Source organism: Bacillus sp. 37MA (genome assembly GCF_000372765.1).
GTDB classification, from domain to species: domain Bacteria; phylum Bacillota; class Bacilli; order Bacillales; family Domibacillaceae; genus Domibacillus; species Domibacillus aminovorans.
Map to the genome: position 1 here is coordinate 3337060 of NZ_KB889752.1, position 22689 is coordinate 3359748.

Sequence of the window (22689 nt, forward strand, 5' to 3'; positions counted from 1 at the left end):
ATGAAGGCAGTTTTTTTTTATTTAGTGCCATCATTTATGTTGTTTACGGTGTTTTTATTTTATAAAATGGTTCGGACGGCTTATTTAAGTAAGTATATAACGGATATGCAAGGAACACTCGCTACATTCGTTGACATTGAAAACTTTACGTATTTATTCACATCACCGGCTTTTCTAACAAGTGCAAAAGCGACTGTTTTATTCGTGTTGTATACCGTTCCGATCGGTGTCATTCTTGCGCTTTGTTTAGCACTTTTCGCAAATTCAAAGTTGCGGGAGAATCGTTTTTTTCGCAAACTGTTTTCGTCGACGATAGGCATGAGTGTCGCAGCATCATCTGTCATCTGGATGTTTATGTACAATCCGACAATCGAGGTAATAAACTATTTTTTAATAGCGATTGGTTATTCCGAGATACAGTGGCTGCTTGATCCATCGACAGCGTTGATTGCTGTTTCTATTGGAACGATTTGGATGAATATAGGATTCTGCTTTTTCATTTTACTGGGCGGCTTACAAAACATTGATTCACAGCTGTATGAAAGTGCTAGTATTGCCGGCGTGAGTGGTGCATACAAATTACGAAAAATCATCATTCCGATGCTTTCACCAACACTATTTTTCGTTATAACGGTATCGTTTATTAATGCATTCCAAACGTTCGGTCAAATTGAGATTTTGACAAAGGACGGCCCGATCGAATCAATGACAACATTTGTTGATTCTATTTATATAGATACGTTCATCAACTATAATATCGGTTCTGAAAGCGCACCGGCAGTGATTCTCTTTTTCTGCATTTTCATTGTCACGATTGCGCAGTTTAAGTTCGTTGAAAGGAAACTGCATTATTAGTCAGCGCATTGAAAAAAGGAATCGTCAATACGCTGCTTATCATCATAACAGTGGTGATACTCGGCTAGTAAATCGTATCAAGCCTCGCTGTATATACACGTATGTTTATCAAAAATATAAAGGTGGGGTTATTTGTATAAAAGACCGCCGGAAAGTTGAATAACAGTGTCTATCTTTGGAAGCGAAAAAATAGAAATCCCGCCACTTGTTGGCGGGATTTCTTGCTATTATTCAGCTAGCTTATCAGCAAATGCTTTGACATATGGCGGCAGGTCGGGTGGGCGGCGGCTTGAGATAATGTGTCCGTCCGTAACGACTGCTTCATCGTGCCACGTTGAACCAGCATTCGTCATATCATCTTTAATGCCTGGTGTACTCGTCACGTTAACTCCATCTAAAATATTCGCTGAAATCAATACCCATCCAGCATGGCAAATTTGCCCAATCGGTTTTTTCGCATCGTTCATGCTGCGGACGAATTCGATTACTTCCGGATAACGTCGTAATTTATCTGGTGCCCAGCCGCCGGGAACGAGAATTGCGTCGTATTCGTCCGCTTGAATATCCGTAAATGCATACTCGGATACAGCCGGAACACCGTATTTTCCGATATACTTTTTCCCAGCTTCTTTACCGACTAAATGAACGGTTGCCCCTTCTTCTTGCAGACGTAAAATCGGATACCACAACTCCAAATCTTCAAATTCATCTTCTACAAGAGCAATGACTTTTTTATCAGTTAAACGCATTCAATCTCCTCCTGAAATCATTTTCTTAAGTGTAACAGAGGTGTTGTCGAATCAAAAGGAATAACATCACTATTTTGTTAGGAAAATGGAACGAACACCATTCAATTTCGATGTTTGTGGCTATTCATCGACCTTATTAGCGAAAAAGTAGTCTGGACGTTGTGTTATAATCCAGGCTGCTTTTTTATCCGTATGTTTTTTCAAGTTTGTGCAATTTTTTATCAAAAATAAAGTTGCCGAATGGAATGAAGGCCACGACAATGGACAAAATAGGCCAAACGATGTTCCATCTCGTTTTCAATGTTACATAGGCAATAACGATGCAATACGTAACGAACAGTGCACCATGGATGGAGCCGACGATGCGGACAGCTTCCGGAATGTCGAATCCGTATTTTAACGGCATCGCGATAAAAAGTAGGACAAGCAGAGAAACTCCTTCAAAATAGCCCATAAATCGCAGTTTGCCAATCGTTGTTTTAAGCATTATTTCCTCCTAAGAAACCATTATTTTTCTTTAAATATAACCGAATTGACAAAGGAATTCACTCTTTTCAGCTACCGTTCACGAGATTGTCAGAAGATGATCAGCACAATTCATTTACTTACATGGATATAAATAACTTATTTAACTGTATGAAAACAGGGAATGATAAAAAACAACAAAGATAAATGTTATAGATGGTGTCAATTATTCCAAAAAGGAGAAGAAGCTATGCGAAAACGAATATATCGACCTGTTCAGCAAGTACTGAAATGTCAGCAATCAATCGCTCAGCAGCCATTTGATCAGGAGTTCGGCAGCATTCCAGACCAGGCATCTATTATGGAACCTGGATATGCTGGGACAGACCCTGCTGAAGTTCAACAAGAAATTGCCTCGGATGTTGCACGTGGTGTCGGAGCAATGACCTCTCGGGAAGCGGGTCACCTGCGATTCCGCTCCCGGCGCTAAGTAATCCATTGAGAAAAGGCTCTCCCGTTCAGTTACTCACTAAACAGGGAGAGCCCTCTTTTTGATCTTATAAAACCGCTTGCACGGGTTGGATGATGGTATTATGCAATTTAAATTACTTTAAATTACATATAAATGATATTTTACTAATCAATAGATTACATATTCTTATAGACAAGAAGACCATGACAGTAGTAGTATTGTTATTTGTGTTTATGTTTATAATTAAAAAAAGATAGGTATTAACTGGATAATAAGTAGATTCATTTATTTTTTGGAAGGATGATACAGTTTTGTTGAAAAAAGAGTCATTTTCATTTGTGATTGCAGTTGGTTTTATGCTGTTTGCTTTATTTTTTGGAGCAGGGAACTTAATTTTTCCGGTAATGCTTGGTCAATTATCGGGTGATAACGCTTGGGCAGCTAATGCTGGATTCGTCGTGACTGGAGTTGGTCTTCCGTTACTGGGTGTATTAGCATTTGGTTTTTCAGGTAAAAGTGATTTACAGTCACTAGCTAGTCGAGCTCATCCTCTATTTGGCTTAATTTTTACGACAGTCCTTTATTTAGCGATCGGTCCACTATTTGCTATACCAAGAACAGGAAGCGTTTCTTATGAAATAGGTGTTAAGCCTTTTTTAGGTGAAGATGCTGGCTTTCTTCCTCTATTAATATTTACCATTTTATTTTTCGGGATTACATGTTATTTTTCGATGAACTCTTCAAAAATTGTAGATATTGTAGGGAAAATTTTAACTCCACTTTTATTAATTTTTATAGGAATACTTATTGTGACAGCAATCATTAATCCAATCGGGAATTTTAGTGCGCCTACTGAAAATTATATGGAACATTCATTTTTTAAAGGTTTTCAAGAGGGCTACTTAACAATGGATGCTCTTGCTTCTTTCGTTTTTGGAATCATTGTGATTAATGCAATTAAAGAAAAAGGGATTACAGACAAGAAACGAGTCATGATAACTTGTTTTAAGGCAGGGTTAATTGCTGCAGGACTTTTAGCAATCATTTACTCAGCTCTTACCTATATAGGTGCCGGAAGTGTGGAAAAGCTAGGCTATTTAGAAAACGGCGGAGTCGTTTTGGCAGGAGTATCCAATTATTATTTTGGTCCCTATGGCAGGGTATTGCTAGGTTTAATTGTTATTGCGGCCTGTTTAACAACGAGTATCGGTTTGATCACGGCTAGTGCTACCTATTTCCACAAATTGTTTCCGCAAATTTCTTACAATGGATTAACGATCTACTTATCCATTTTTAGCATGATCTTTGCTAATATTGGCTTAATGAAATTAATTAGCATTTCTGTTCCGGTATTAGTAGCTATTTATCCGTTAGCCATTTGTTTAATGTTTTTAACATTTATTCACACACTTTTTAAAGGGAAGCCGGAAGTTTATCTAGGGAGCTTCTTATTAACGTTCATTGTCAGTTTCTTTGACGGATTAAACGCAGCCGGAATAAAAATTCAAGCAATTAATGAGTTATTTACAGCTATACTTCCTTTGCAAACAGTAGGACTGGGCTGGATCATTCCAGCTGTTGTTGGCGGTATATTAGGGTATCTGTTTAGCATGATGAGTAAAAAAAAGACAGCATTTTAATTGAGCAGGAGAATGATTTTGATAAAGTAAAACTTCTATCAGTAGAGTTTTATAGCTCTTTAATAATGAAGAGCCTGAAGAAACGTATCAAAGTTTCTTCAGGCTCTTTTTGATCTTATAAAAATCGTCTGTGTACGTCGGGTGATGGCAACATGCAGTGATCGTCTTTTTTGCCGAACCATTTGTAACGGTTTCGGGCGATGAAGTCATAAAATGCATTTCGGATTGGACTCGGTATGATCAACATCGCGTACAGCAGTTTCCATCCGCCGGCTAAATGTTTGCAAATGCGCAGAGCCGCCGATGATTTAACATGCGCTGTTCCGTCTTCAATCAGTATGAGGCTGTCCATGCCTGCTGGTACATCATACTCTTTCAACAATTGCTGACCAACATCGCTTTGCAGTGATGCGAAGTAAAAGTATTCTTTAAAATCACGCTTTAGAATGAACTGTACACTAGAATCACAAAAGTTACATTCACCGTCAAATAGAACGATCGCACTCATTTTTATAGCCTCCTTTAGCATGACCGAAACGTTATTTATTTCTTCTCAAAAAGACAAAGGCTCCCGCTGATATTAACAAAAGGCCGGTGAAAAGAAATCCATTTGCTGGAGATAGTGAAAGGACACCTATTACAGTCGATCCCGCAACGACGCCTAAAGAGAAAAACGCGTAAAAGTAGCCGTATGCTTTGCCTCGGTGCGCCGGTTCAACTGCGCCAATTAATAATGAATTAATCGAAGGAAATAAAAAGGCAAAACCGACGCCATATAAGCCCATCAGCGTATAAAGAAAAGCAGCACTCTCACTTTGACTAATGAGCAGCAGACTTGCACCCATCGTCGCAATGCCAAATGAAAACGTTAATTCCGGTCGTAACCGGTCAAAGAGTGAATTGATCGGCAAAAGAAAAACAAGAATCGCAACGATACCGAATGTACTTAATAGAAGCCCGCTAGTTTGAGCATCATAGCCAAGCCGCATGACTTTAAGCGGCAGCATGTAAGCAAGCACCCCTTGCGAAAACATAAGCAAAAATGCACCAGTAAACGATTTTAGCACATCCGTGTTTTGGAAAAGAGATTGCGCCATTTTTTCCTCTTTTTGCTTGAGTGGTGAATTAAGCGCAACTGGTGTACGTAAAAAGAAAAGAGCGAGTATACCTAAAAGAAGCATCGCACCCGCTGTGACACTCAGTACGGTTGTCTCACTCGTTCGGCTGGCCACAATGCCGCTGAATGCCGGACCAATAATAGCGGCAAGACCGACAAAAGCACCTGAGATCGCGGCTCCTTTTCCTTTCTTTTCTTTTGCTGTTATGTTAGCCAAATAGGTAAACGCCGCGGGTGTAATAAACCCTGCTAGTAAACCGTGCACAAAGCGAATTGTTAGAAGAGACCAGGCGTCCGTCGCAGTCTGATAAAACAAAAGCGCTGCACCGGTTGCTAAAAGGCCGGTTACTAAAACAAGAAACGGTCCTTTTTTATCCGTTAAAAAACCGGAAAATAAGTTGCCGATTGTGTTGGAAAAGGAGTACATCCCGACGACAAGTCCGGTTAAAAAAGGAGTCGCACCGAGTGACTCAGCAAAAGGACTCATAATCGGCAGTTGGGTGAATAAATCAAAAAATGAAAAAAAGATAATAAGATAGACGAATTTGCGCATAAATATAGCCGCCTTTATATAAAATGATATAAAACTATCATCTGTTACATACTGAGCAGGTGTCAACTAATTTAATAGAATCCAGTGAAATTAGTTTGATTATTGATGTGCTTCAAGTACACTATTTAAAAAATGACCGGATTATAAAAAGGAAAGAGGGATGTACATGAAGCAATCACTTAAAACGCTTATCCATACAGCACAGCACCCGGAAGAAGCAGATATTATTGTTCAAAATGGCAAAGTTGTGGATGTGTTTTCCCTTGAAACATTTGATGCAGATGTCGCCATTAAAGACGGATACATTGTCGGCATTGGTACATATAAAGAAGGAAAAAAGATGATTGATGCAGCAGGCAAGTACGTTATGCCGGGCTTTATTGACGGACATATTCATATTGAATCGACGATGGTGACGCCGTCAGAATTTTCACGAGCACTATTAAGACACGGTGTGACTACAGTCGTAACAGACCCACATGAAATTGCCAACGTAGCAGGAACAAAAGGTATTCAATATATGTTGGATGATGCGGAAAATGCGGAGATTGACATCATGACAAAACTGCCATCTTGCGTACCAGCGACACTGTTTGAGCAAAATGGGGCAACATTGACAGCCGATGATTTACGTCCGTTTCTCAAGCATCATAACGTGATCGGACTGGCAGAAGTAATGGACTATCCGGCAGTATTGAAAGCAGACGATGGAATGTTAGATAAAATCATGATGGCGACTAATTACAATATGACGGTGGACGGGCATGCGGCTGGTTTGTCAGATGAGGGATTGAATGTATACAGTACAGCGTCAATCCGCAATGATCACGAAGCAGTGACAGCCATTGAAGCGGAATCCCGTGTTAGACGAGGCATCCATGTCCTTGTGAGGGAAGGATCTGCAGCGAAAGACTTGATGGCCATTTTACCGAGTATTAACGAGAGAAACAGTACACGGTTTTCATTTTGTACAGATGATAAGCATTTGGATGAGCTGGTGGAAGAAGGAACAGTCAACTATGCGGCACGGCTCGCGATTAAGCATGGGCTGGATCCGCTTATTGCGATTCAAATGGCGACGATCAATAATGCTGTCTGCCATCAGCTGAATGATAAAGGAGCAGTGGCACCGGGCTATGTGGCAGATTTGTTGATTGTTGAAGATATAAAGGAATTGCGTCCAATGACGATTCTAAAAGGTGGAAAAGTCGTTGATGCAGATACGCTGCAGACGAGGCGGGCAGCGATTCCGGCTTCGATTAAACAAGCAATCAACATGAAAAAGGTGGATAAAGAGTCATTGCGAATTCCACTTCAAGATGGACAAAAAGCGATGTTGATTGAAGCATTGCCCGGGAAATTATTCACGAATAAGATAATTGAAAAGGTAAAGATAAACAATGGTTTTTTTGAAGCTGAAGTGAAGCGGGATCAGCTGAAAATCGCAGTATGCGAACGACACCATGCGACGGGCAGTATCGGCGTGGGAATAGTGAAAGGATTGAATTTGAAAAGCGGTGCAATTGCTTCAACGGTTGCACATGATTCTCATAACCTTGTCGTCGCTGGCACAAATGACGAAGATATGCTCGTAGCCATTGAAGCAATTGAACAGATGCAGGGGGGTCTCATTGTAGTTGATCAGGGGAAAATATTGGCTTCCGTTCCGCTTCGTGTTGGCGGTATTATGTCGGAAAAGCCTTATGAAGAAGTCGTTAAGGAATTGCATCATTTAAATGAACAGCTTTCCGTTGTGGCAGACGGGTCACAAAATATTTTTATGGTTTTATCGTTTTTATGCCTGCCGGTTATCCCACATGTAAAGCTAACAGATAAAGGGTTGTTTGATGTTGACTCGTTTCGGCATATCAAAGTGGGTATGAAGATTAATGAACAGGGAGCATAAATCGGTTACTCAATTAGCTCCATTTACTGCAGAAGTGGTACAAATTTTAAAAGAAATCCCACCAGGATATGTCGTCACGTACGGGCAAGTTGCACGGATGGCGGGCAGTCCGCGTGCTGCCCGTCAAGTTGTCCGTATTTTGCATTCAATGAGTGAGAAATACGGTTTGCCATGGCACCGAGTCGTCAATGCAAAAGGAGAAATAGCTGTTCCGAATAACGATTCACGTGAAGTTCAACGATTGCTGCTTGAAGCGGAAGGCGTATCATTCACGAAAGATGGTCGCGTGGATTTAGCACGTTTTGAGAAATAGGTCTTTCGATAGAGGGTGTACGGCAATGTGGAAAGTACTACTGTTTCTGTTTATTTATTGTGCGCTATTTGGCAGTTCGTTTTATGTGTATAAGCAACTTCGCTCCCAGCCGGTCGTGGCAGATGCAGGCCGGTTACTGCCGGTTGCAGTGAAAAGCATTGAAAAAGCAGACGGCGAGGAGACACTGAGGAGAATTGTTGAAAAAGCGAATGAAACAGGTGATAAATTGACGATCGCGGGCATGCAGCATAGTCAAGGTGGGCAGACATACTATCCGGAGGCTGTGATGATTGATATGAAATCGTATAACAAAATCATTGAGTTTGATCCGGGTGAAAAAACAATTACTGTGCAGAGTGGAGCGACATGGGATGACATACAACGGCACATTAACCCGTATGGTCTGGCTGTGAAAGTAATGCAGTCACAAAATATTTTTACAATCGGCGGTTCGTTAAGTGTGAATGTACACGGGCGTGATATTCGAAACGATTCACTGATTGATACGATCGAATCGTTTCGGCTATTGACACCTAGAGGCGAGATTTTGAATGTAAGCAGACAGGAACATGCGGATCTTTTTCCATACATAGTTGGAGGATATGGTCTTTTTGGCGTTATTCTAGATGTGACGCTTCATTTGACAGACGATGAATTGTACGAAAGAAAGACAAGCATGATGGATTACAGTGAATACAGCTCTTATTTTGAAAAAGAGGTAAAAGGAAATCCAGCTGTTAAGATGCATCTTGCCCGCATTTCGGTGGCACCTGAAACGTTTTTGCGCGAGATGTACGTGACGGATTACATATATGCAGATAATCAAAATGAACTCTCAAAATACAATGATTTGAAAGAAGAGCGCATTGTGGCGCTGCCGAAGTTTCTGCTCGGCTTATCCCGCTACAGTGATTGGGGGAAAAACCTCTTTTGGGATGTTCAAAAAAAGTATATGGGCAACGAGAGCAGTACGTATGAAACGAGAAATAACGTGATGCGGTCAGATACGAATTTTATGAATTATGAGAGTAGTACACGGACAGAAGTATTGCAGGAATATTTTGTACCAGTTGATGATTTCCTAGGCTATGTTGATGATTTAAGGAGCGTTCTAGAAAAAGAAGAAGGGTTTAATTTGCTTAATATTACGATTCGGTACGTAGAGAAAAGTGATCATGCTGTCCTTTCTTATGCAAAAGAAGACATGTTTGCCCTCGTTCTTCTCATTAATCAAGAGAAATCAGAAAACGGGATAAAGCACTCGGAAGCGGTCATTCAAAAAATGATTGACGTAACACTAAATCATAATGGAAGCTATTATTTACCTTATTATTTATATCCGTCAAAAGAACAGTTGGCAGAAGCATATCCACGCATCAGTGAATTTTTTGAAAAGAAAAAAGAGTATGACTCGGACGAACGGTTCACGAACTATTTTTATGAGGAGTACAAATGATGACATATCAGCGGTTTGTCCTGTCACAAAGTATTATTTTTATGGCAAGCAGTATGATCTTTCCGTTTTACATTTTACTGCTGCGAAACGTTGGGGATAGCTATTCCCAATTTGGTTGGGCGTATGGTCTTTTTGCGCTAACATCCGCACTTGCCTATCCTCTCATTGGCAAGCTTTCGGATCGCATAGGTGATCAAAACTTGCTGCTGTTTTATTCGCTGGCAATGGCGGTTATACTTCTGTTTTTCCCGCTCGTCACAGAAGTATGGCAAGTGTATGTTTTGCAAATGACGATGGGCGTGCTTGGCGCTGTACAAAAAAATACGGAAAAAACGACGCTTGCCCGTAAAGTGGAGAAAGTGAAAGCGGGTGCTGCAATTGGCCGTTATCATTTCTGGACATCAGTCGGTGCTGCAATCGCCATTATTGTGACTGGCTATCTTGTTGACTTTCTAACAATTGGCGCCATTTTTTACTTAGCTTCTCTTCTGTACGTTGTGAGTGGAATCGTGTTATGGAAAAATAATCATAGCGAAAAAGTTAAGCAGATCCCAGAGCAGAAAAGGACCGCCGATATGTAACGGCGAAGCATTTTGAAGGATCCAATTCCTTATTAAACGTGGATGTAAAGGCAAGAATCATGGTGATCGGTTATGTGAACGTTGAGATCCAGAAACATGAATATATTAATTTTACAAACGTGCGATTTATAACTAGTACCGTTCAATAAACTTCATCAATTTATACAAGAAAAAGAAAATGAAGCGTATATTATATAAACTTCACAGATGGAGGATGATGAGTATAGAAAAAAAAATCAATAGCACGTATATAGAAAAAGCAAGAATACTCGTGGCAGAGTTTGATAAGACAGCCATCGAACGTGATGAACGGGGCGGGACGGCAAAAAAAGAGCGAGATCTTATTCGTGAAAGCGGGCTTTTGGCTCTTATCATCCCAGTAGAGTACGGTGGTTACGGTGAAAATTGGAAAACCATTTTTCGAATTATCCGTGAATTTGCCCGGGTAGACGGATCAATAGCACATATATTTGGCTATCATTTTTTATGCCTTGTTTCTACGCAATTATTTGGCTCTGAGCGGCAGAAAGAATTCTTTTATAGAGAAACGGCAGAAAAAAACTTGTTCTGGGGAAATGCATATAACCCTCGTGACGGTCGTTTAATGATCAAGCAGGCAGATCATGAATGGCTGCTTCAAGGAGAGAAAAGTTTTTGTTCAGGCGCAACGGATTCTGATCGACTCCTTATTTCTGCTAAGAACGTCGAAAGTAATCAGACTGTTTTGGCCGTCATTCCAACGAGTAGGAAAGGCGTTGCTGCAGAAGGTGATTGGGATGGATTTGGCCAACGTCAAACGGACAGTGGGACAGTCCGCTTTCAAGGTGTTCAATTGAAAGAGACGGAGATCCTTAAACATTATCTTCAGTTTCCAGACAGTGTATTCTCAACAATACGCACACATATCGCTCAAATGATTCTGGTTCATGTTCTGCTTGGAATGGCAGAAGGGGCATTGGAAGAAGCGAAACAATATACGAAACATAGTAGTCGCATATGGCTTACATCTGATGCCGCTGAAGCTGCCCGCGATCCATATACAGTGCGCCAATATGGTGATTTATATGTACAGTTAAAAGCATCGGCTGCTCTTACTGAAAAAGCAGTTGATGCCTTGCAGGCTGCGTGGGAGAAAGAATGGTCTTTGACGGAACAGGAACGTGGAGAATGCAGTATTGCGATCGCAACGGCAAAAGTCATGACAGCAAGGACGGCTTTAGAAGTAACGAACCGGATCTTTGATGTAATGGGCGCAAAGTCGGTATCAGCAAAATATCGATTTGACCGCTACTGGAGAAATATTCGTACACTTACATTGCATGATCCGATTGAATACAAACTACGTGATATCGGGAACTTTATTTTAAACGATCAGCTGCCTGAGATTACACCGTATTCATAAAAAAAGTGAACGTTTGGAAGGGTGTTATGGATAATGGAAGTATTTTGGTTTATTCCTACCAACGGAGATGGCCGTTATTTAGGCAGCGGAGAGGGTGCAAGGGCTGCAAGCTATGCGTATTGCAAGCAAATTGCGCAGGCGGTTGATGAATTAGGATACGGCGGCGTATTGATTCCAACCGGGAAATCATGTGAGGATGCTTGGATTGTTGCTTCAACGCTTGTTCCTGTTACAAAAAACATAAAGTTTCTCGTGGCGGTAAGACCAGGCTTGATGTCACCGGCTGTAGCTGCCCGCATGGCGTCGACGCTTGACCGCTTTTCGCAAGGAAGACTGCTTGTGAATGTTGTAGCAGGCGGAGATCCAGTTGAATTAGCCGGAGAAGGCTTGTTTTTAAACCATGATGAACGATATGAACTAACGGATGAATTTTTAAATGTGTGGCGAAAACTGCTTCAAGAGGAAGTGGTTACTCTTAAGGGAGAACACATTCAAATTAAAAATGGTACCGTCCTTTATCCGCCTGTCCAAAATCCATATCCGCCGCTTTATTTTGGCGGATCGTCTCCCGCGGCAATGAAAGTAGCTGCCGATCACATTGATGTTTATTTAACGTGGGGAGAGTCTCCAGCTCAGGTAAAAGAAAAAATAACAAAAGTGAGGAAACTTGCAAAACAAACGGGGAAAAAAATAAAATTCGGCATTCGTCTTCACGTTATTGTGAGAGAGACAGAAGAAGCCGCCTGGGAAGCAGCGGAAGAGTTAATCAAACATGTTGATGATGAAGCCATTGCCTCTGCCAGAGAAGTATTTGCCCGAATGGACTCTGAAGGACAAAAGCGAATGAGCCAGCTTCATAACGGAGACCGGTCTAAATTAGAAATCAGTCCGAATTTATGGGCAGGTGTTGGACTTGTTCGGGGAGGTGCAGGTACAGCTCTTGTCGGCGATCCGGATACAGTGGCAGCGCGAATGAAGGAGTATGCAGACCTTGGTATTGATACATTTATATTATCAGGCTACCCTCATCTCGAAGAAGCTTACCGGACAGCAGAACTTCTTTTTCCGAAACTGCCCTTGAATAAAAAGAAGGATCCAAATGAGCGAACATACATGAGTCCGTTTGGAGAAATGAATGTAAAAAAACAAACGTAAAGCAAAAGGCATAATAGCTAAAACAAAAAAGCTTAAGCAAGCAAGAAATCATTAAAATCACCCAAATTGTTTCTCCTTCGATCCTCCAGTTATTGACGATCTACCCAACATATATGATTTTACAAATACGATCTGAGTAGTTACCAGGCACGGAATATCTTAAGATTTAAAAAATGGTTATGCAACCAAACTTGCATGTACTTATGCATTTTCCATACCTGCAATTTGGTTTGTATGGAATACATTTTTTGAAGATGTAAGGACATTTTTGAACCAATAATCATACTTTAAGGAAAGCATATTCATATTGAAGGAGTGCCCTTTCCTAGTCCTTTTAGTGAAATGGTGGCGACTGAGATGCAGGAGGTTAACCACCAAAATTACATGAAAGAGGGAGAAAAATGAAAAAAGAGATTGGAAATGATCCAACGACTTTTTTGCAAACCGCCGTCTTACTAGCCAAAGAATTCGCAAAGGACGCAGCAGAACGCGATAAGATTGGTGGTACAGCTAAAAAACAACGGGATGCTTTACGGGAAAGCGGACTTCTCACGATTTTAATTCCTACTGAGTATGGCGGCGAAGGCCAGCCCTGGTCTGTCGTTCTTCGAATCGTTCGTGAGTTGGCAAAAGCGGATGCTGCTCTCGCCCATTTATATGGCTATCATTTCTTACATTTAACGAATCCGCATGTCGAAGGCTCTGAAAAACAGAAAAAGTATTATTATACGGAATCAGCAAAAAACAATTGGTTTTGGGGAAATTCCTATAATCCAATCGAGCCTACTTTAGTTGGGAGAAAGAAAGGCAATCAATTTATTATCAACGGCTACAACACATTTAGCACGGGTGCCCAAGATTCCGATCGTTTGTTAATTTCATGGGTTGAAAATCCCGGAGATAAAAGCGCATATGTAGGCGTTGTTCCAACGAATCGGGCGGGTATAACGGTAAATGATGACTGGGATGGAATGGGCCAAAGACAAACAGACAGTGGATCTGTCACCTTTGAAAATGTAGTAGTAGAAGCAGACGAAATTTTTGATGATTCGGCATCAAACGAGGTACCTTTCACTACATTTGATGCTATCATCTCACAAATTGTTTTAGCAAATGTATTTGTCGGAAGTGCAGAGGGAGCATTAGCAGAAGCACGCGAATACACACTCAAAAAATCACGACCTTGGTATTTGTCTGATTACGAAAAAGCTATTGAAGATCCGTTTATTCAACGACGATATGGTGACTTTTGGATCGATGTGCAGGCAGCAGTTCAATTAGTAGAACAAGCCGGAAAAAAGGTGGATGAAGCCTGGGCAAAGGATAGAAACTTAACGAAAGAAGAACGAGGGGAAACCGTTATTTTTACGGGTGCAGCCAATGCATTTGGCACAAAGGTTGCCCTTGACCTTACAAGCAGTATGTTTGAGGTCATGGGGGCACGGTCCGCGACAAGAAAAAACAATTTTGATCGATTTTGGCGGAACGTTCGCACTCACTCTCTCCACAACCCAATTGAATATAAGCGGAAAAATATTGGACGTTGGGTATTAACCGGAGAGTATCCGATACCGAGTGGTTATTCTTAACCCTGAAACTGTTATCGCTTTTTGACTTCTATAAGAAAAAATATAAGTAGGTGATATCAGATGACTGAAAGCTCTCTATCTTTCCGAAAGATTGGGAGCTTTTTTACTTCCGCAAAAAGGGAAATGGTAGGGGGAAATACACAAGTAATTGATTTGACACGTTTTCATAATTTCACTATAATGCAGTTCGAGGAAAGCAGGTGATGGAAATGAAATTATCATTGACGGATTATATAAGCATTACGATTCACCAGACGGACTTAAAGCTGTCCAGCTGCGTAAAAGCAATGCTAGCGCCTTTTAATCTGGCCCCAGAGCAAAATCTCATTATGATGCTATTGTGGGAAAAAGATGGCCTAACACAAAATGAAATTGCAGAAAAGTTAGATAAAGATAAAACGAATATTACACGTATGCTGGCGAGTCTGGAGCAAAAAGGATTTATTAAACGATCTATGTCCCCGAATGACCGCCGTTTTCTGCACGTGTATTTAACCGAAGAAGGCAATAAGCTGGGTGATAAGATCATTCCCATTACAGAAAGTTTCCACCGATCTGTTGTGAGCGGGATTACAGATAAAGAGTTGCAGGAAGTGAACCGAATTTTATTGAAAATTCGCCAAAATGTGAAATGAATTACTTTTAATTCAGATAGTTGTTATAACAACTATTCATATGTTACAATACACTTGTTATTAAAAATAGTTAAAGAAATGGCTGTGGTAAATGTATGATTTATCACGTGTATTGCTTAGAAAAAGTCAGGACAAACTAGGTTACGCAATGAGTTATTAATTATATGTAAAGGGGTTTTACCATTATGACAATTAAAGTTAAAGCAATTATCGGTAGTACAAGTTCAACTTCATTCAACTTAAAAATAGTTGAACATATGAAAAAGCGTTATGCAGATCAATTAGACATTACACCTGTATTTATTAATGACGTTGAAAGTTTTTCAATTGATATAGAAAACAACCCACCAGCAAACGTACAAAAATTTAAAGCTGATGTGAAGGATTCAGATGCCGTATTATTTGCAGTGCCTGAATATAACTTCTCTATTCCAGGTACAATGAAAAATGCAATCGACTGGTTATCACGTGGCGGCGATTTCACAGTTAAAGACAAGCCTGCATTCATCATAGGTTCTTCTATGGGTGTACTAGGAAGTGTTCGTGCGCAAATCCACTTAAGAGAAATCTTATCAAACCCGGCTTTAGCACCTGTTTTATTGCCAGGTAATGAAGTATACATTGGTTCCGTTCACGAAAAAATTAATGAAGCTGGTGAACTAACTGATAATGGTACAGTTGAATTCTTAGATTCAGTTGTTAAAAACTTTATTGAATTTTATAACAAAACGAATGCTGCAGTTGGTGTTTAACAATAAGTTTAAATAACCATCATATTTTGATACACTACACATCAATAAAGTATTGATGCCAGTATTAAAACAGCAAAAGAAGCTGTACATTACGTTTTTAATGGAAGAGCTGTCTCAGTTGTTGAGGCAGCTCTTTTATATATCATTAAAATCGACACGGCATCTGCATTTCGATACAATGAAGAAGTATAGTGAATTTGAACGCAGGAGTTGTGAACAGATGCATAGAAATCCAGCAGTGCACCAATTTTTACTGGAGCGGGCATGGGACTTAACGGAAGAGTGGTACGCGTCTCTTGATCAATCAAAAGTGACCGGCATATACGCTTCGACGGACCCGGTTGCTATCCAGAAATTAAAACAGCAAAACTTTGCTTTCCACGAGCATTTATGTGAAGTATTTATTAAAAAAGAACAGGAATTTTTTGAAGATTTTAACGATTGGATCATTCAAATTGCAAAAGATTCTGGGCATTTGGATACACCAAATTATATTATTCTTGGCGAGTTTTTAAATGTGCAGGAACAATATCTCAATTACATAGATGAATTTGTACAGCGAAACGAAGGAATCTACTCACATGAAGAAGCAAACCGCTGGACTCGGATGATCATTAAAGCGTTTGGAAACGTGATGAAACGCTTCGTAAAGGAAAATCATAAATTTTCACAAATACAACTTCGCAGCCAGCAGGAAGTCATTCGTGAATTGAGTACACCGGTCATCGCGCTGCAAAATCAAAAAGGGCTGCTGCCTATTATAGGATCTGTCGATACGGAACGAGCGAAACACTTGCTGGAACAAGCCATCAGTCAATGTGTGGAGAAACAAATTAATCATTTATTTATTGACTTGTCCGGTGTGGCGATTGTCGACACAATGGTTGCACTGCAAATTTTTCACTTGATTGATGCGCTGAAATTAGTCGGTGTAAAAACGACGTTGTCGGGTATTCGACCGGAAGTGGCGATGACATCGATTCAACTCGGACTGAGTTTTAACGACCTTGATATTGCAGGCAATTTAATGCAAGCATTAAAACAGTAACTGTTTGATGATGAATGTGCCTTATGTTTATGGCATCAATGTAACGGGGCGAAACGACAACGTCAAAATGAAAAAATCACTTGTAATGACTTGCTTATTTTCTTTAAAGGTGATATTCTTAAAAAGAATTATTTTTGTTCGAGAAGTACAAGTGCTGTAAAGCTTATTGTCTTGATATTGCTTTGAGCAGGAATAGTATTATATTGTGCACATCGCACATCGGGAGGCAACATAACATGGAACAAGGTAAAGTAAAATGGTTTAACGCAGAAAAAGGTTTCGGTTTCATCGAGCGCGAAGCTGGAGACGATGTATTCGTTCACTTCTCAGCTATTCAAGGCGAAGGCTACAAATCTTTAGACGAAGGTCAAGAAGTTACGTTTGAAGTTGAACAAGGCCAACGTGGACCACAAGCAACTAACGTACAAAAAGCATAATCATATAGACTTCGTAAAAAGGCAATCTCCTCTGAGATTGCCTTTTTGGTGTGTATTATGGAAAAGGCTGCTGACCGATAAGAACACACAACAGACCGGATTCGCACACAAAATAGCCCGTAATCATTCATAAAACTCCCACTGCACAAAGCAGTGAGAGTTCAATTATCGAAAAAATTCTCTGTATAGTACGGTTGTGACTCTTCATTGAACGCCACACCGACACCTAAATAGCCAAAATCATCACTTAAAATATTTTTCCGATGACCGGCTGAATTCATTAATCCTTCATGAGCAAAAACACTGCTGTACTGTCCATAAGCCAAATTTTCTCCAGCTGCCATAAAGTGAATCCCATCGTCTTCCATCCTGTCAAAAGGCGATTCGCCCTTTAAATTCGTATGGTCAAAATAGTTATTCTCCGCCATATCAAGACTGTGATCACGAGCCGTCTCTCTTACGTGATCATCCCATGTTAATACTGATAATCCGTGCGTAACACGCGCAGCATTCGTCACATCAAACAGTTGATATTCAAGCCCTTCTTTTAAAGAAGCACTTTCATCTGCATACATTGAACCTTTCGCTGTTTCCAGATCTTCATCAATAATTTGAATGGCGGTCACTGTGTTGTTTTCGTGAACGTCATAAAAAACGGTCACGTAATTATCATCAAGATGGAAGTAATCATACTCGTCCGTTTCATTCAAAATATAATACGTTAATCCTTTACGCAGTTTATCCATCGGTTCACCTAATTTCGCTCGAACGGTTTTCTTTGGTGTGTCCAGTGCAATACCAACAGTAGATGAAATTAAATCATGGCTCGTGTAGAGACCGTTTACCTGATCATTTTCATCGTAGGATACCATCAAAAAGTTTTGATAATTTTCGTGATAGGCATACCAGTCTATGCCGTATTCATTTTGTGAATGACGTTTCGGCGTGCCGATTTCTTGCTCAACGTCCGCTCGTGCATCTCCAATCTGTATATTGTAGATAGAAAATGTCTGTGAATCTGGTGTCGTAAGCGCTGGTTTTTCAACTTGTACAACAGATTCGGCTCCAACCCCAACCCAGCTTTCAACTTTGCTCGACACTGTATCGATTGCATCAATTACAATGGGACTTTCCCGAACGGTTTCTACTTGCTCACCGATCACATCCATAAACGATAAATCAACATAAGGCTCTACGAATTCGTCCCAGAGCGGCCGTGTAATATAAACAACTACTAGCAACAATATAAGTTGGAATAACCTTTTCAATCATTCACTCTCCATTCTTCTTTCATTGTACCGAAAACGACTCGAAATTTCACGTGAATCGATAGTAAATGAGTGCAGAAATGAAAATGTAAAATGATCCATTTTTGTTTTATGCATTTTAATGGTTGGGTTATAAAATAATATTCTTACAATGATGAAAATAATAAGCACAATAAGAATTATGAAGCACGTCTTTTTTGAATAACATGCTGCCGACTTTCTTGCCAAGGCAGTGCATCTTTGAAAAAGAGAAACGTTTCAATCAAGAGGAGACTGATCAGCACCGGCACACCAGATTCAATGACGATATGTTGAATGTACAAAAGGACCGAGTGATATCCAGATAAGTCGATATTCAGTGTAAAGACATAAAAAGTTCCGAACGTGAAGTTACGAGCCCATTGGGAAACATGGTAACGGCCAATTGCCTCATTAAGCGTGTATTCATTTAAACGTGCAGCCAATCGCCAAAGCTCGATGCCTTCGATGATAACAAAGAGAGCAGCGGCCCAGATCCACATAAGAAAGATGATGTTGGTTGGGATTGTACCGGACGTAATCGATGCTATACCAGTAATGGACATTGCACCATGAACGATGCAATTTGTGTTTTTCCACCCATCTAATAGTTGATGCCGCTGGAAAGACCTCAAGCGAATCATCATTAAAGCAAAATTGATAAAATAAAGTGTAAGACCGACAAAAACCGCAGCTTGGCTTATATGATGTAAAATAGGATGATCAAATAAGGTATTAAAGACGATAATGAGCGACTGAGTGCTGACAGTCGATAGAAAAATGATGCCGTTTACACGCTCATAGTATTTTGCTGAAAAAATCACTTTATAGCTTTTGATGCATAAAAATAAGTAAAAAACCCATAGTCCAGTATTTAATAAGGCTACTATGAAAATACTATTTTTGAAAAAAGAATATTGATGATACAGGACGAGACATAAAATAGATGTAGCGGCAACCCATGTACCGACTGCAAAGCTTTGAACCGGGTGCGTTAAATATCGTTTTCGGAATACGCCTTTAAACGCGGCTCTCATAAATGACAAGATAAGGAATAACCAGAGGACAAAAAGTGAAAAATCAACAAGATAAGCTGGAATAACAAATGGGATGTCAAATTGCGGTGCGACACCGATAAGAAAAATACCAATTGCCATAACCATCGCACCATATGATGCATCAATACGGCTGCCACGAAACATCGGTGATTTTACAATGAGCAGGACGAAAAATAAAAAGAGTGCGAAAATGACTCGGTGCAACAAAACAACCTCCTATTTGCAGATGACTTTACTAGGCTTTATATAAACAAGTATATAAAATACATATTTAATAGAATAGACCTATCATAACAACGGAAAAAAGAGGCGTCAAGATAGTATTAATATATAATTCACAATCAAGTAATCGTTTTGCTTCCTTTCTATTTTATTTTTTTTATTTTAAAATAAGAGAAAGGAGTGATCGATGATGAAGTCAGTTGACCCATCACAATTACCAGAAATAGAAAATTATAAATTTTTAACGGGCAGTATTATTCCCCGACCGGTCGCATTTGTGACGACGTTATCAGAAGCAGGTGTGTTAAATGCCGCGCCGTTCAGTTATTTTAATATCGTGACTGCGAATCCGCCGATGATCTCTGTGTCAGTACAGCGATTCAAAGGTGAAATGAAAGATACAGCGCGAAATGCAGCATGGAAAAAAGAATTTGTCGTGCATATATCAGATGAATCGTATATTCAGGACATTAATGAAACAGCAAAACCGCTTCCAGCTAACGAAAGTGAACTTGAGTTAACGAATTTAACATCGGTGGAAAGTGAAAAGGTAAGTGTACCGGCAATTGGACAGGCAAACATCCGGATGGAATGTGTGCTTGAACAGGTTGCCACACTTGGAGACGGTCCATCGTGTGATTTATTAATTGGTCGTGTTGTTCAGTATCATATACGTGAAGATTTGTATGAAAAAGGACGGATTAATGCCGCAAAACTGGCACCGGTCAGCCGTCTTGCCGGAAATAATTATTCAAAGTTGGGCGAAATATTTGAACTCGTCCGCCCGACATAGAAAAGAGGAATGAACATGAATGGACAAAATAGAAGCGACATTAAACCGGGGATTGAAGTAAACATTATATTGAAAAAGGATCAACGCACTGGTACAAAAACACGTGGCATTGTGAAAGATATTTTAACAAATTCAAGTTTTCATCCGCACGGAATTAAAGTACGATTGCAGGATGGACAGGTCGGACGTGTGTATGACATTTTATAAAAAAACGATCTCGCAGCTTTGTGAGATCGTTTCTTTTTGTTCAAATCCAGAATGGTTCTTGTATTTTTTTCAATGTATTTACACTAATATCGAATAATTCTTTTTCACGTTCGCTTAACGGGATTTCGACGACTTCACGCACACCTTGACGGTTTACAACAGCGGGAACACCGATGTAGATATTTTCATGACCGAATTCGCCTTCTAATAGAGCAGAAACGGTTAGAATCACATCTTGATTTTGCAAGATTGCCCGAGAAATACGTGTTAAGCCCATCGCGATCCCGTAATACGTAGAGCCTTTTGCTTCAATGATTTTGTACGCTGCATCACGAACTTGGACGGCGATTTCGATCATTTTGTCATCTAGATTTTCAGTATGGTCATGAGCTGCATAATCTTTCAATGGGATACCAGAAATATTTGCGCTGCTCCAGACTGCTACTTCTGTATCACCGTGTTCACCGATAATAGACGCATGGACACTTGTTGGAGAAACACCGAAGTAATCGCCAAGCAAATAACGGAAGCGGGCAGTATCGAGAATAGTACCTGAACCGATTACACGCTCTTTCGGTAGACCGGAAAATTTCCATGTTGCGTATGTTAAGATGTCAACCGGATTAGTTGCGATGAGGAAAATGCCATCAAAGCCGGAATCCATTACTTGCCCAACAATGTTTTTAAAGATCACCATATTTTTTTCGACAAGCTCAAGACGTGTTTCACCCGGCTTTTGATTCGCACCGGCACAAATGACGACGAGTGCTGCGTCAGCGCAATCAGTATATTTACCAAACCTTACTTTTGTTGTAGTCGGAGCATAAAGGACACCGTGATTTAAGTCCATTACATCGCCTATTGATTTTTGTTTATTTAAATCAATTAATACAAGCTCATCGCATACACCCTGGTTCAGCATAGAAAATGCATAGCTTGAACCAACTGCACCTGTACCGATAAGGACGACTTTATTGCCCTTAATATCAATCATTCAAAACACTCCTCTATTTTTAAAAAGTAAGTCGGCTCATTTATGTGAATTAATTCACAAACTTATTATAGGACGTCGATTATTGGATTGCAATAGCCTTCTAACTAAAAATAGATAACGGTGTTTCAAACCGAGTAAAGTGCTCCGAAACTGAATAAAGCAGCTAAATGCTGAGTAACGCTCATTTCAATAAGAAAATTTAGTCTCTGTCACCGCCGAGAAAGTCAAACATACTTCCAAGTCCGCTTTCTCCTTTTGAGCCGCCATTTTGCGGCATTGCAGCAAAAACACGGCTGGCGAGTCGGCTAAATGGAAGGGACTGCACCCACACGGTTCCGGGTCCGCGTAATGTTGCTAAAAATAGACCTTCTCCCCCAAATAATGCTGTTTTGACTCCGCCAACTAATTCAATATTGTAATCAACATCGCCTGTCATCGCGACAAGACAGCCTGTATCGATGCGGATCAATTCGCCCGGCGCAAGCGTCTTTTTATAGATTGTTCCACCGGCATGGACGAATGCCATACCATCGCCTTCTAATTTTTGCATGATGAAACCTTCACCGCCAAAAAAGCCAGTACCGAGTTTACGCTGCAATTCAATGCCAACAGAAACGCCTTTTGCTGCGGCTAAAAATGCATCTTTTTGACAAATAATTTTCCCATTCATTTCACTTAAATCCATTGGAATGATTTTTCCAGGGTAAGGAGAAGCGAATGAGACATGTTTTTTCCCGGGAGCTTCATTCGTAAACGTCGTCATAAATAAACTTTCTCCCGTCAGTACCCGTTTACCAGCACCTAAAAGCTTGCCCATCAATCCGCCGCTCCCCCTCGATGATCCGTCTCCGAAGACCGTCTCCATTTTAATGCCGTCATCCATCATCATTAAGCTGCCTGCTTCAGCGATAACTGTTTCTTTCGGATCGAGCTCTACCTGAACAAACTGCATATCATCGCCAAAAAGTTCATAATCAATTTCGTGATTGTTCATTTTGTCATCC

24 protein-coding genes are annotated in these 22689 nt (G+C 40.2%); 16 read left to right on the forward strand and 8 right to left on the reverse strand.

Annotated elements, in window-relative coordinates; translation table 11 throughout:
- Positions 1–855 (forward strand): carbohydrate ABC transporter permease, encoded by an 855-nt coding sequence (locus A3M5_RS0118370; RefSeq protein WP_018395239.1) that lies wholly within the window; start codon positions 1–3, stop codon positions 853–855.
- Between the two features lie 227 nt (positions 856–1082).
- Here A3M5_RS0118370 and A3M5_RS0118375 read toward each other — a convergent pair whose 3' ends face one another.
- A complete protein-coding gene (locus A3M5_RS0118375) occupies positions 1083–1604 on the reverse strand; it encodes a type 1 glutamine amidotransferase domain-containing protein (RefSeq protein WP_018395240.1) in 522 nt (173 codons plus the stop codon).
- A 184-nt stretch (positions 1605–1788) separates the two neighbouring features.
- Positions 1789–2091 carry a DUF3817 domain-containing protein gene (locus A3M5_RS0118380; protein WP_018395241.1) on the reverse strand — a complete coding sequence of 101 codons (303 nt, stop codon included), beginning with the start codon at positions 2089–2091 and terminating at the stop codon, positions 1789–1791.
- A gap of 228 nt (positions 2092–2319) precedes the next feature.
- Here A3M5_RS0118380 and A3M5_RS23295 point away from each other — a divergent pair, with 228 nt between their 5' ends.
- Together A3M5_RS23295 and brnQ are read left to right on the forward strand one after the other, a co-directional pair.
- Positions 2320–2559, forward strand: coding sequence for a hypothetical protein (locus A3M5_RS23295; protein WP_018395242.1), 240 nt, complete (start codon positions 2320–2322; stop codon positions 2557–2559).
- Positions 2560–2852: 293 nt separating this feature from the next.
- Entirely contained in the window at positions 2853–4181 is a 1329-nt protein-coding gene (gene brnQ / locus A3M5_RS0118390; RefSeq protein WP_018395243.1) for a branched-chain amino acid transport system II carrier protein, read from the forward strand.
- A 115-nt stretch (positions 4182–4296) separates the two neighbouring features.
- Here brnQ and A3M5_RS0118395 read toward each other — a convergent pair whose 3' ends face one another.
- Both A3M5_RS0118395 and A3M5_RS0118400 read right to left on the reverse strand, forming a co-directional pair.
- Positions 4297–4689 carry a thiol-disulfide oxidoreductase DCC family protein gene (locus tag A3M5_RS0118395; RefSeq protein ID WP_018395244.1) on the reverse strand — a complete coding sequence of 131 codons (393 nt, stop codon included), beginning with the start codon at positions 4687–4689 and terminating at the stop codon, positions 4297–4299.
- Between the two features lie 31 nt (positions 4690–4720).
- Positions 4721–5869 carry an MFS transporter gene (locus A3M5_RS0118400; RefSeq protein ID WP_286130780.1) on the reverse strand — a complete coding sequence of 383 codons (1149 nt, stop codon included), beginning with the start codon at positions 5867–5869 and terminating at the stop codon, positions 4721–4723.
- A gap of 148 nt (positions 5870–6017) precedes the next feature.
- Here A3M5_RS0118400 and ade point away from each other — a divergent pair, with 148 nt between their 5' ends.
- The 11 genes from ade (at position 6018) to A3M5_RS0118460 (ending at position 17125) form a co-directional block, all read left to right on the forward strand.
- Positions 6018–7757, forward strand: a complete 1740-nt coding sequence (ade, locus tag A3M5_RS0118405) for an adenine deaminase (RefSeq protein WP_018395246.1) — start codon at positions 6018–6020, stop codon at positions 7755–7757.
- Entirely contained in the window at positions 7741–8070 is a 330-nt protein-coding gene (locus tag A3M5_RS0118410; protein ID WP_018395247.1) for an MGMT family protein, read from the forward strand. The genes ade and A3M5_RS0118410 overlap by 17 nt, the downstream gene beginning before the upstream one ends.
- Positions 8071–8095: 25 nt before the next feature.
- Positions 8096–9526, forward strand: coding sequence for an FAD-binding oxidoreductase (locus A3M5_RS0118415; RefSeq protein ID WP_018395248.1), 1431 nt, complete (start codon positions 8096–8098; stop codon positions 9524–9526).
- Positions 9526–10107, forward strand: coding sequence for an MFS transporter (locus A3M5_RS0118420; RefSeq protein WP_018395249.1), 582 nt, complete (start codon positions 9526–9528; stop codon positions 10105–10107). The genes A3M5_RS0118415 and A3M5_RS0118420 overlap by 1 nt, the downstream gene beginning before the upstream one ends.
- Before the next feature lie 214 nt (positions 10108–10321).
- Entirely contained in the window at positions 10322–11509 is a 1188-nt protein-coding gene (locus A3M5_RS0118425) for an acyl-CoA dehydrogenase family protein (protein ID WP_231373247.1), read from the forward strand.
- A gap of 33 nt (positions 11510–11542) precedes the next feature.
- Positions 11543–12664 carry an FMNH2-dependent alkanesulfonate monooxygenase gene (ssuD, locus tag A3M5_RS0118430; protein ID WP_018395251.1) on the forward strand — a complete coding sequence of 374 codons (1122 nt, stop codon included), beginning with the start codon at positions 11543–11545 and terminating at the stop codon, positions 12662–12664.
- Between the two features lie 401 nt (positions 12665–13065).
- Positions 13066–14253: an acyl-CoA dehydrogenase family protein gene (locus A3M5_RS0118435; RefSeq protein WP_018395252.1), complete on the forward strand. Its 1188-nt coding sequence runs from the start codon at positions 13066–13068 to the stop codon at positions 14251–14253.
- 209 nt (positions 14254–14462) lie between these two features.
- The gene (locus A3M5_RS0118445) at positions 14463–14888 is read left to right on the forward strand and encodes a MarR family winged helix-turn-helix transcriptional regulator (RefSeq protein ID WP_026221805.1); all 426 of its coding nucleotides are present in this window, start codon (positions 14463–14465) and stop codon (positions 14886–14888) included.
- 185 nt (positions 14889–15073) lie between these two features.
- Positions 15074–15640: an NADPH-dependent FMN reductase gene (locus A3M5_RS0118450; protein WP_018395255.1), complete on the forward strand. Its 567-nt coding sequence runs from the start codon at positions 15074–15076 to the stop codon at positions 15638–15640.
- A 220-nt stretch (positions 15641–15860) separates the two neighbouring features.
- A complete protein-coding gene (locus A3M5_RS0118455; RefSeq protein ID WP_018395256.1) occupies positions 15861–16688 on the forward strand; it encodes an STAS domain-containing protein in 828 nt (275 codons plus the stop codon).
- A 236-nt stretch (positions 16689–16924) separates the two neighbouring features.
- Complete coding sequence (locus A3M5_RS0118460; RefSeq protein ID WP_018395257.1) at positions 16925–17125, forward strand: cold-shock protein; 201 nt, start codon at positions 16925–16927, stop codon at positions 17123–17125.
- A 161-nt stretch (positions 17126–17286) separates the two neighbouring features.
- On the opposite strand, the gene A3M5_RS0118465 is transcribed toward A3M5_RS0118460, so the two are convergent.
- Positions 17287–18393: a CAP domain-containing protein gene (locus tag A3M5_RS0118465; RefSeq protein WP_018395258.1), complete on the reverse strand. Its 1107-nt coding sequence runs from the start codon at positions 18391–18393 to the stop codon at positions 17287–17289.
- 179 nt (positions 18394–18572) lie between these two features.
- On the reverse strand, positions 18573–19673 hold the full coding sequence (locus tag A3M5_RS0118470; protein ID WP_018395259.1) for an SLAC1 family transporter: 1101 nt from the start codon (positions 19671–19673) through the stop codon (positions 18573–18575).
- A 208-nt stretch (positions 19674–19881) separates the two neighbouring features.
- Here A3M5_RS0118470 and A3M5_RS0118475 point away from each other — a divergent pair, with 208 nt between their 5' ends.
- Together A3M5_RS0118475 and A3M5_RS0118480 are read left to right on the forward strand one after the other, a co-directional pair.
- Complete coding sequence (locus tag A3M5_RS0118475; RefSeq protein WP_018395260.1) at positions 19882–20484, forward strand: flavin reductase family protein; 603 nt, start codon at positions 19882–19884, stop codon at positions 20482–20484.
- A gap of 15 nt (positions 20485–20499) precedes the next feature.
- On the forward strand, positions 20500–20691 hold the full coding sequence (locus A3M5_RS0118480) for a YwbE family protein (RefSeq protein WP_018395261.1): 192 nt from the start codon (positions 20500–20502) through the stop codon (positions 20689–20691).
- A gap of 40 nt (positions 20692–20731) precedes the next feature.
- On the opposite strand, the gene A3M5_RS0118485 is transcribed toward A3M5_RS0118480, so the two are convergent.
- Together A3M5_RS0118485 and A3M5_RS0118490 are read right to left on the reverse strand one after the other, a co-directional pair.
- Positions 20732–21685 (reverse strand): L-lactate dehydrogenase, encoded by a 954-nt coding sequence (locus A3M5_RS0118485; protein ID WP_018395262.1) that lies wholly within the window; start codon positions 21683–21685, stop codon positions 20732–20734.
- Between the two features lie 199 nt (positions 21686–21884).
- Positions 21885–22679, reverse strand: coding sequence for a TIGR00266 family protein (locus A3M5_RS0118490; protein ID WP_018395263.1), 795 nt, complete (start codon positions 22677–22679; stop codon positions 21885–21887).
- Positions 22680–22689: the final 10 nt, after the last annotated feature.

Bases quoted from the DNA above. Each gene is read 5' to 3' on its own strand.
- A3M5_RS0118370 (WP_018395239.1), top strand. From the start codon at position 1: ATGAAGGCAGTTTTTTTTTATTTAGTGCCATCATTTATGTTGTTTACG.
- A3M5_RS0118375 (WP_018395240.1), bottom strand. From the start codon at position 1,604: ATGCGTTTAACTGATAAAAAAGTCATTGCTCTTGTAGAAGATGAATTT.
- A3M5_RS0118380 (WP_018395241.1), bottom strand. From the start codon at position 2,091: ATGCTTAAAACAACGATTGGCAAACTGCGATTTATGGGCTATTTTGAA.
- A3M5_RS23295 (WP_018395242.1), top strand. From the start codon at position 2,320: ATGCGAAAACGAATATATCGACCTGTTCAGCAAGTACTGAAATGTCAG.
- A3M5_RS0118395 (WP_018395244.1), bottom strand. From the start codon at position 4,689: ATGAGTGCGATCGTTCTATTTGACGGTGAATGTAACTTTTGTGATTCT.
- ade (WP_018395246.1), top strand. From the start codon at position 6,018: ATGAAGCAATCACTTAAAACGCTTATCCATACAGCACAGCACCCGGAA.
- A3M5_RS0118410 (WP_018395247.1), top strand. From the start codon at position 7,741: ATGAACAGGGAGCATAAATCGGTTACTCAATTAGCTCCATTTACTGCA.
- A3M5_RS0118415 (WP_018395248.1), top strand. From the start codon at position 8,096: ATGTGGAAAGTACTACTGTTTCTGTTTATTTATTGTGCGCTATTTGGC.
- A3M5_RS0118420 (WP_018395249.1), top strand. From the start codon at position 9,526: ATGACATATCAGCGGTTTGTCCTGTCACAAAGTATTATTTTTATGGCA.
- A3M5_RS0118425 (WP_231373247.1), top strand. From the start codon at position 10,322: ATGATGAGTATAGAAAAAAAAATCAATAGCACGTATATAGAAAAAGCA.
- ssuD (WP_018395251.1), top strand. From the start codon at position 11,543: ATGGAAGTATTTTGGTTTATTCCTACCAACGGAGATGGCCGTTATTTA.
- A3M5_RS0118435 (WP_018395252.1), top strand. From the start codon at position 13,066: ATGAAAAAAGAGATTGGAAATGATCCAACGACTTTTTTGCAAACCGCC.
- A3M5_RS0118445 (WP_026221805.1), top strand. From the start codon at position 14,463: ATGAAATTATCATTGACGGATTATATAAGCATTACGATTCACCAGACG.
- A3M5_RS0118450 (WP_018395255.1), top strand. From the start codon at position 15,074: ATGACAATTAAAGTTAAAGCAATTATCGGTAGTACAAGTTCAACTTCA.
- A3M5_RS0118455 (WP_018395256.1), top strand. From the start codon at position 15,861: ATGCATAGAAATCCAGCAGTGCACCAATTTTTACTGGAGCGGGCATGG.
- A3M5_RS0118460 (WP_018395257.1), top strand. From the start codon at position 16,925: ATGGAACAAGGTAAAGTAAAATGGTTTAACGCAGAAAAAGGTTTCGGT.
- A3M5_RS0118475 (WP_018395260.1), top strand. From the start codon at position 19,882: ATGAAGTCAGTTGACCCATCACAATTACCAGAAATAGAAAATTATAAA.
- A3M5_RS0118480 (WP_018395261.1), top strand. From the start codon at position 20,500: ATGAATGGACAAAATAGAAGCGACATTAAACCGGGGATTGAAGTAAAC.
- A3M5_RS0118485 (WP_018395262.1), bottom strand. From the start codon at position 21,685: ATGATTGATATTAAGGGCAATAAAGTCGTCCTTATCGGTACAGGTGCA.
- A3M5_RS0118490 (WP_018395263.1), bottom strand. From the start codon at position 22,679: ATGAACAATCACGAAATTGATTATGAACTTTTTGGCGATGATATGCAG.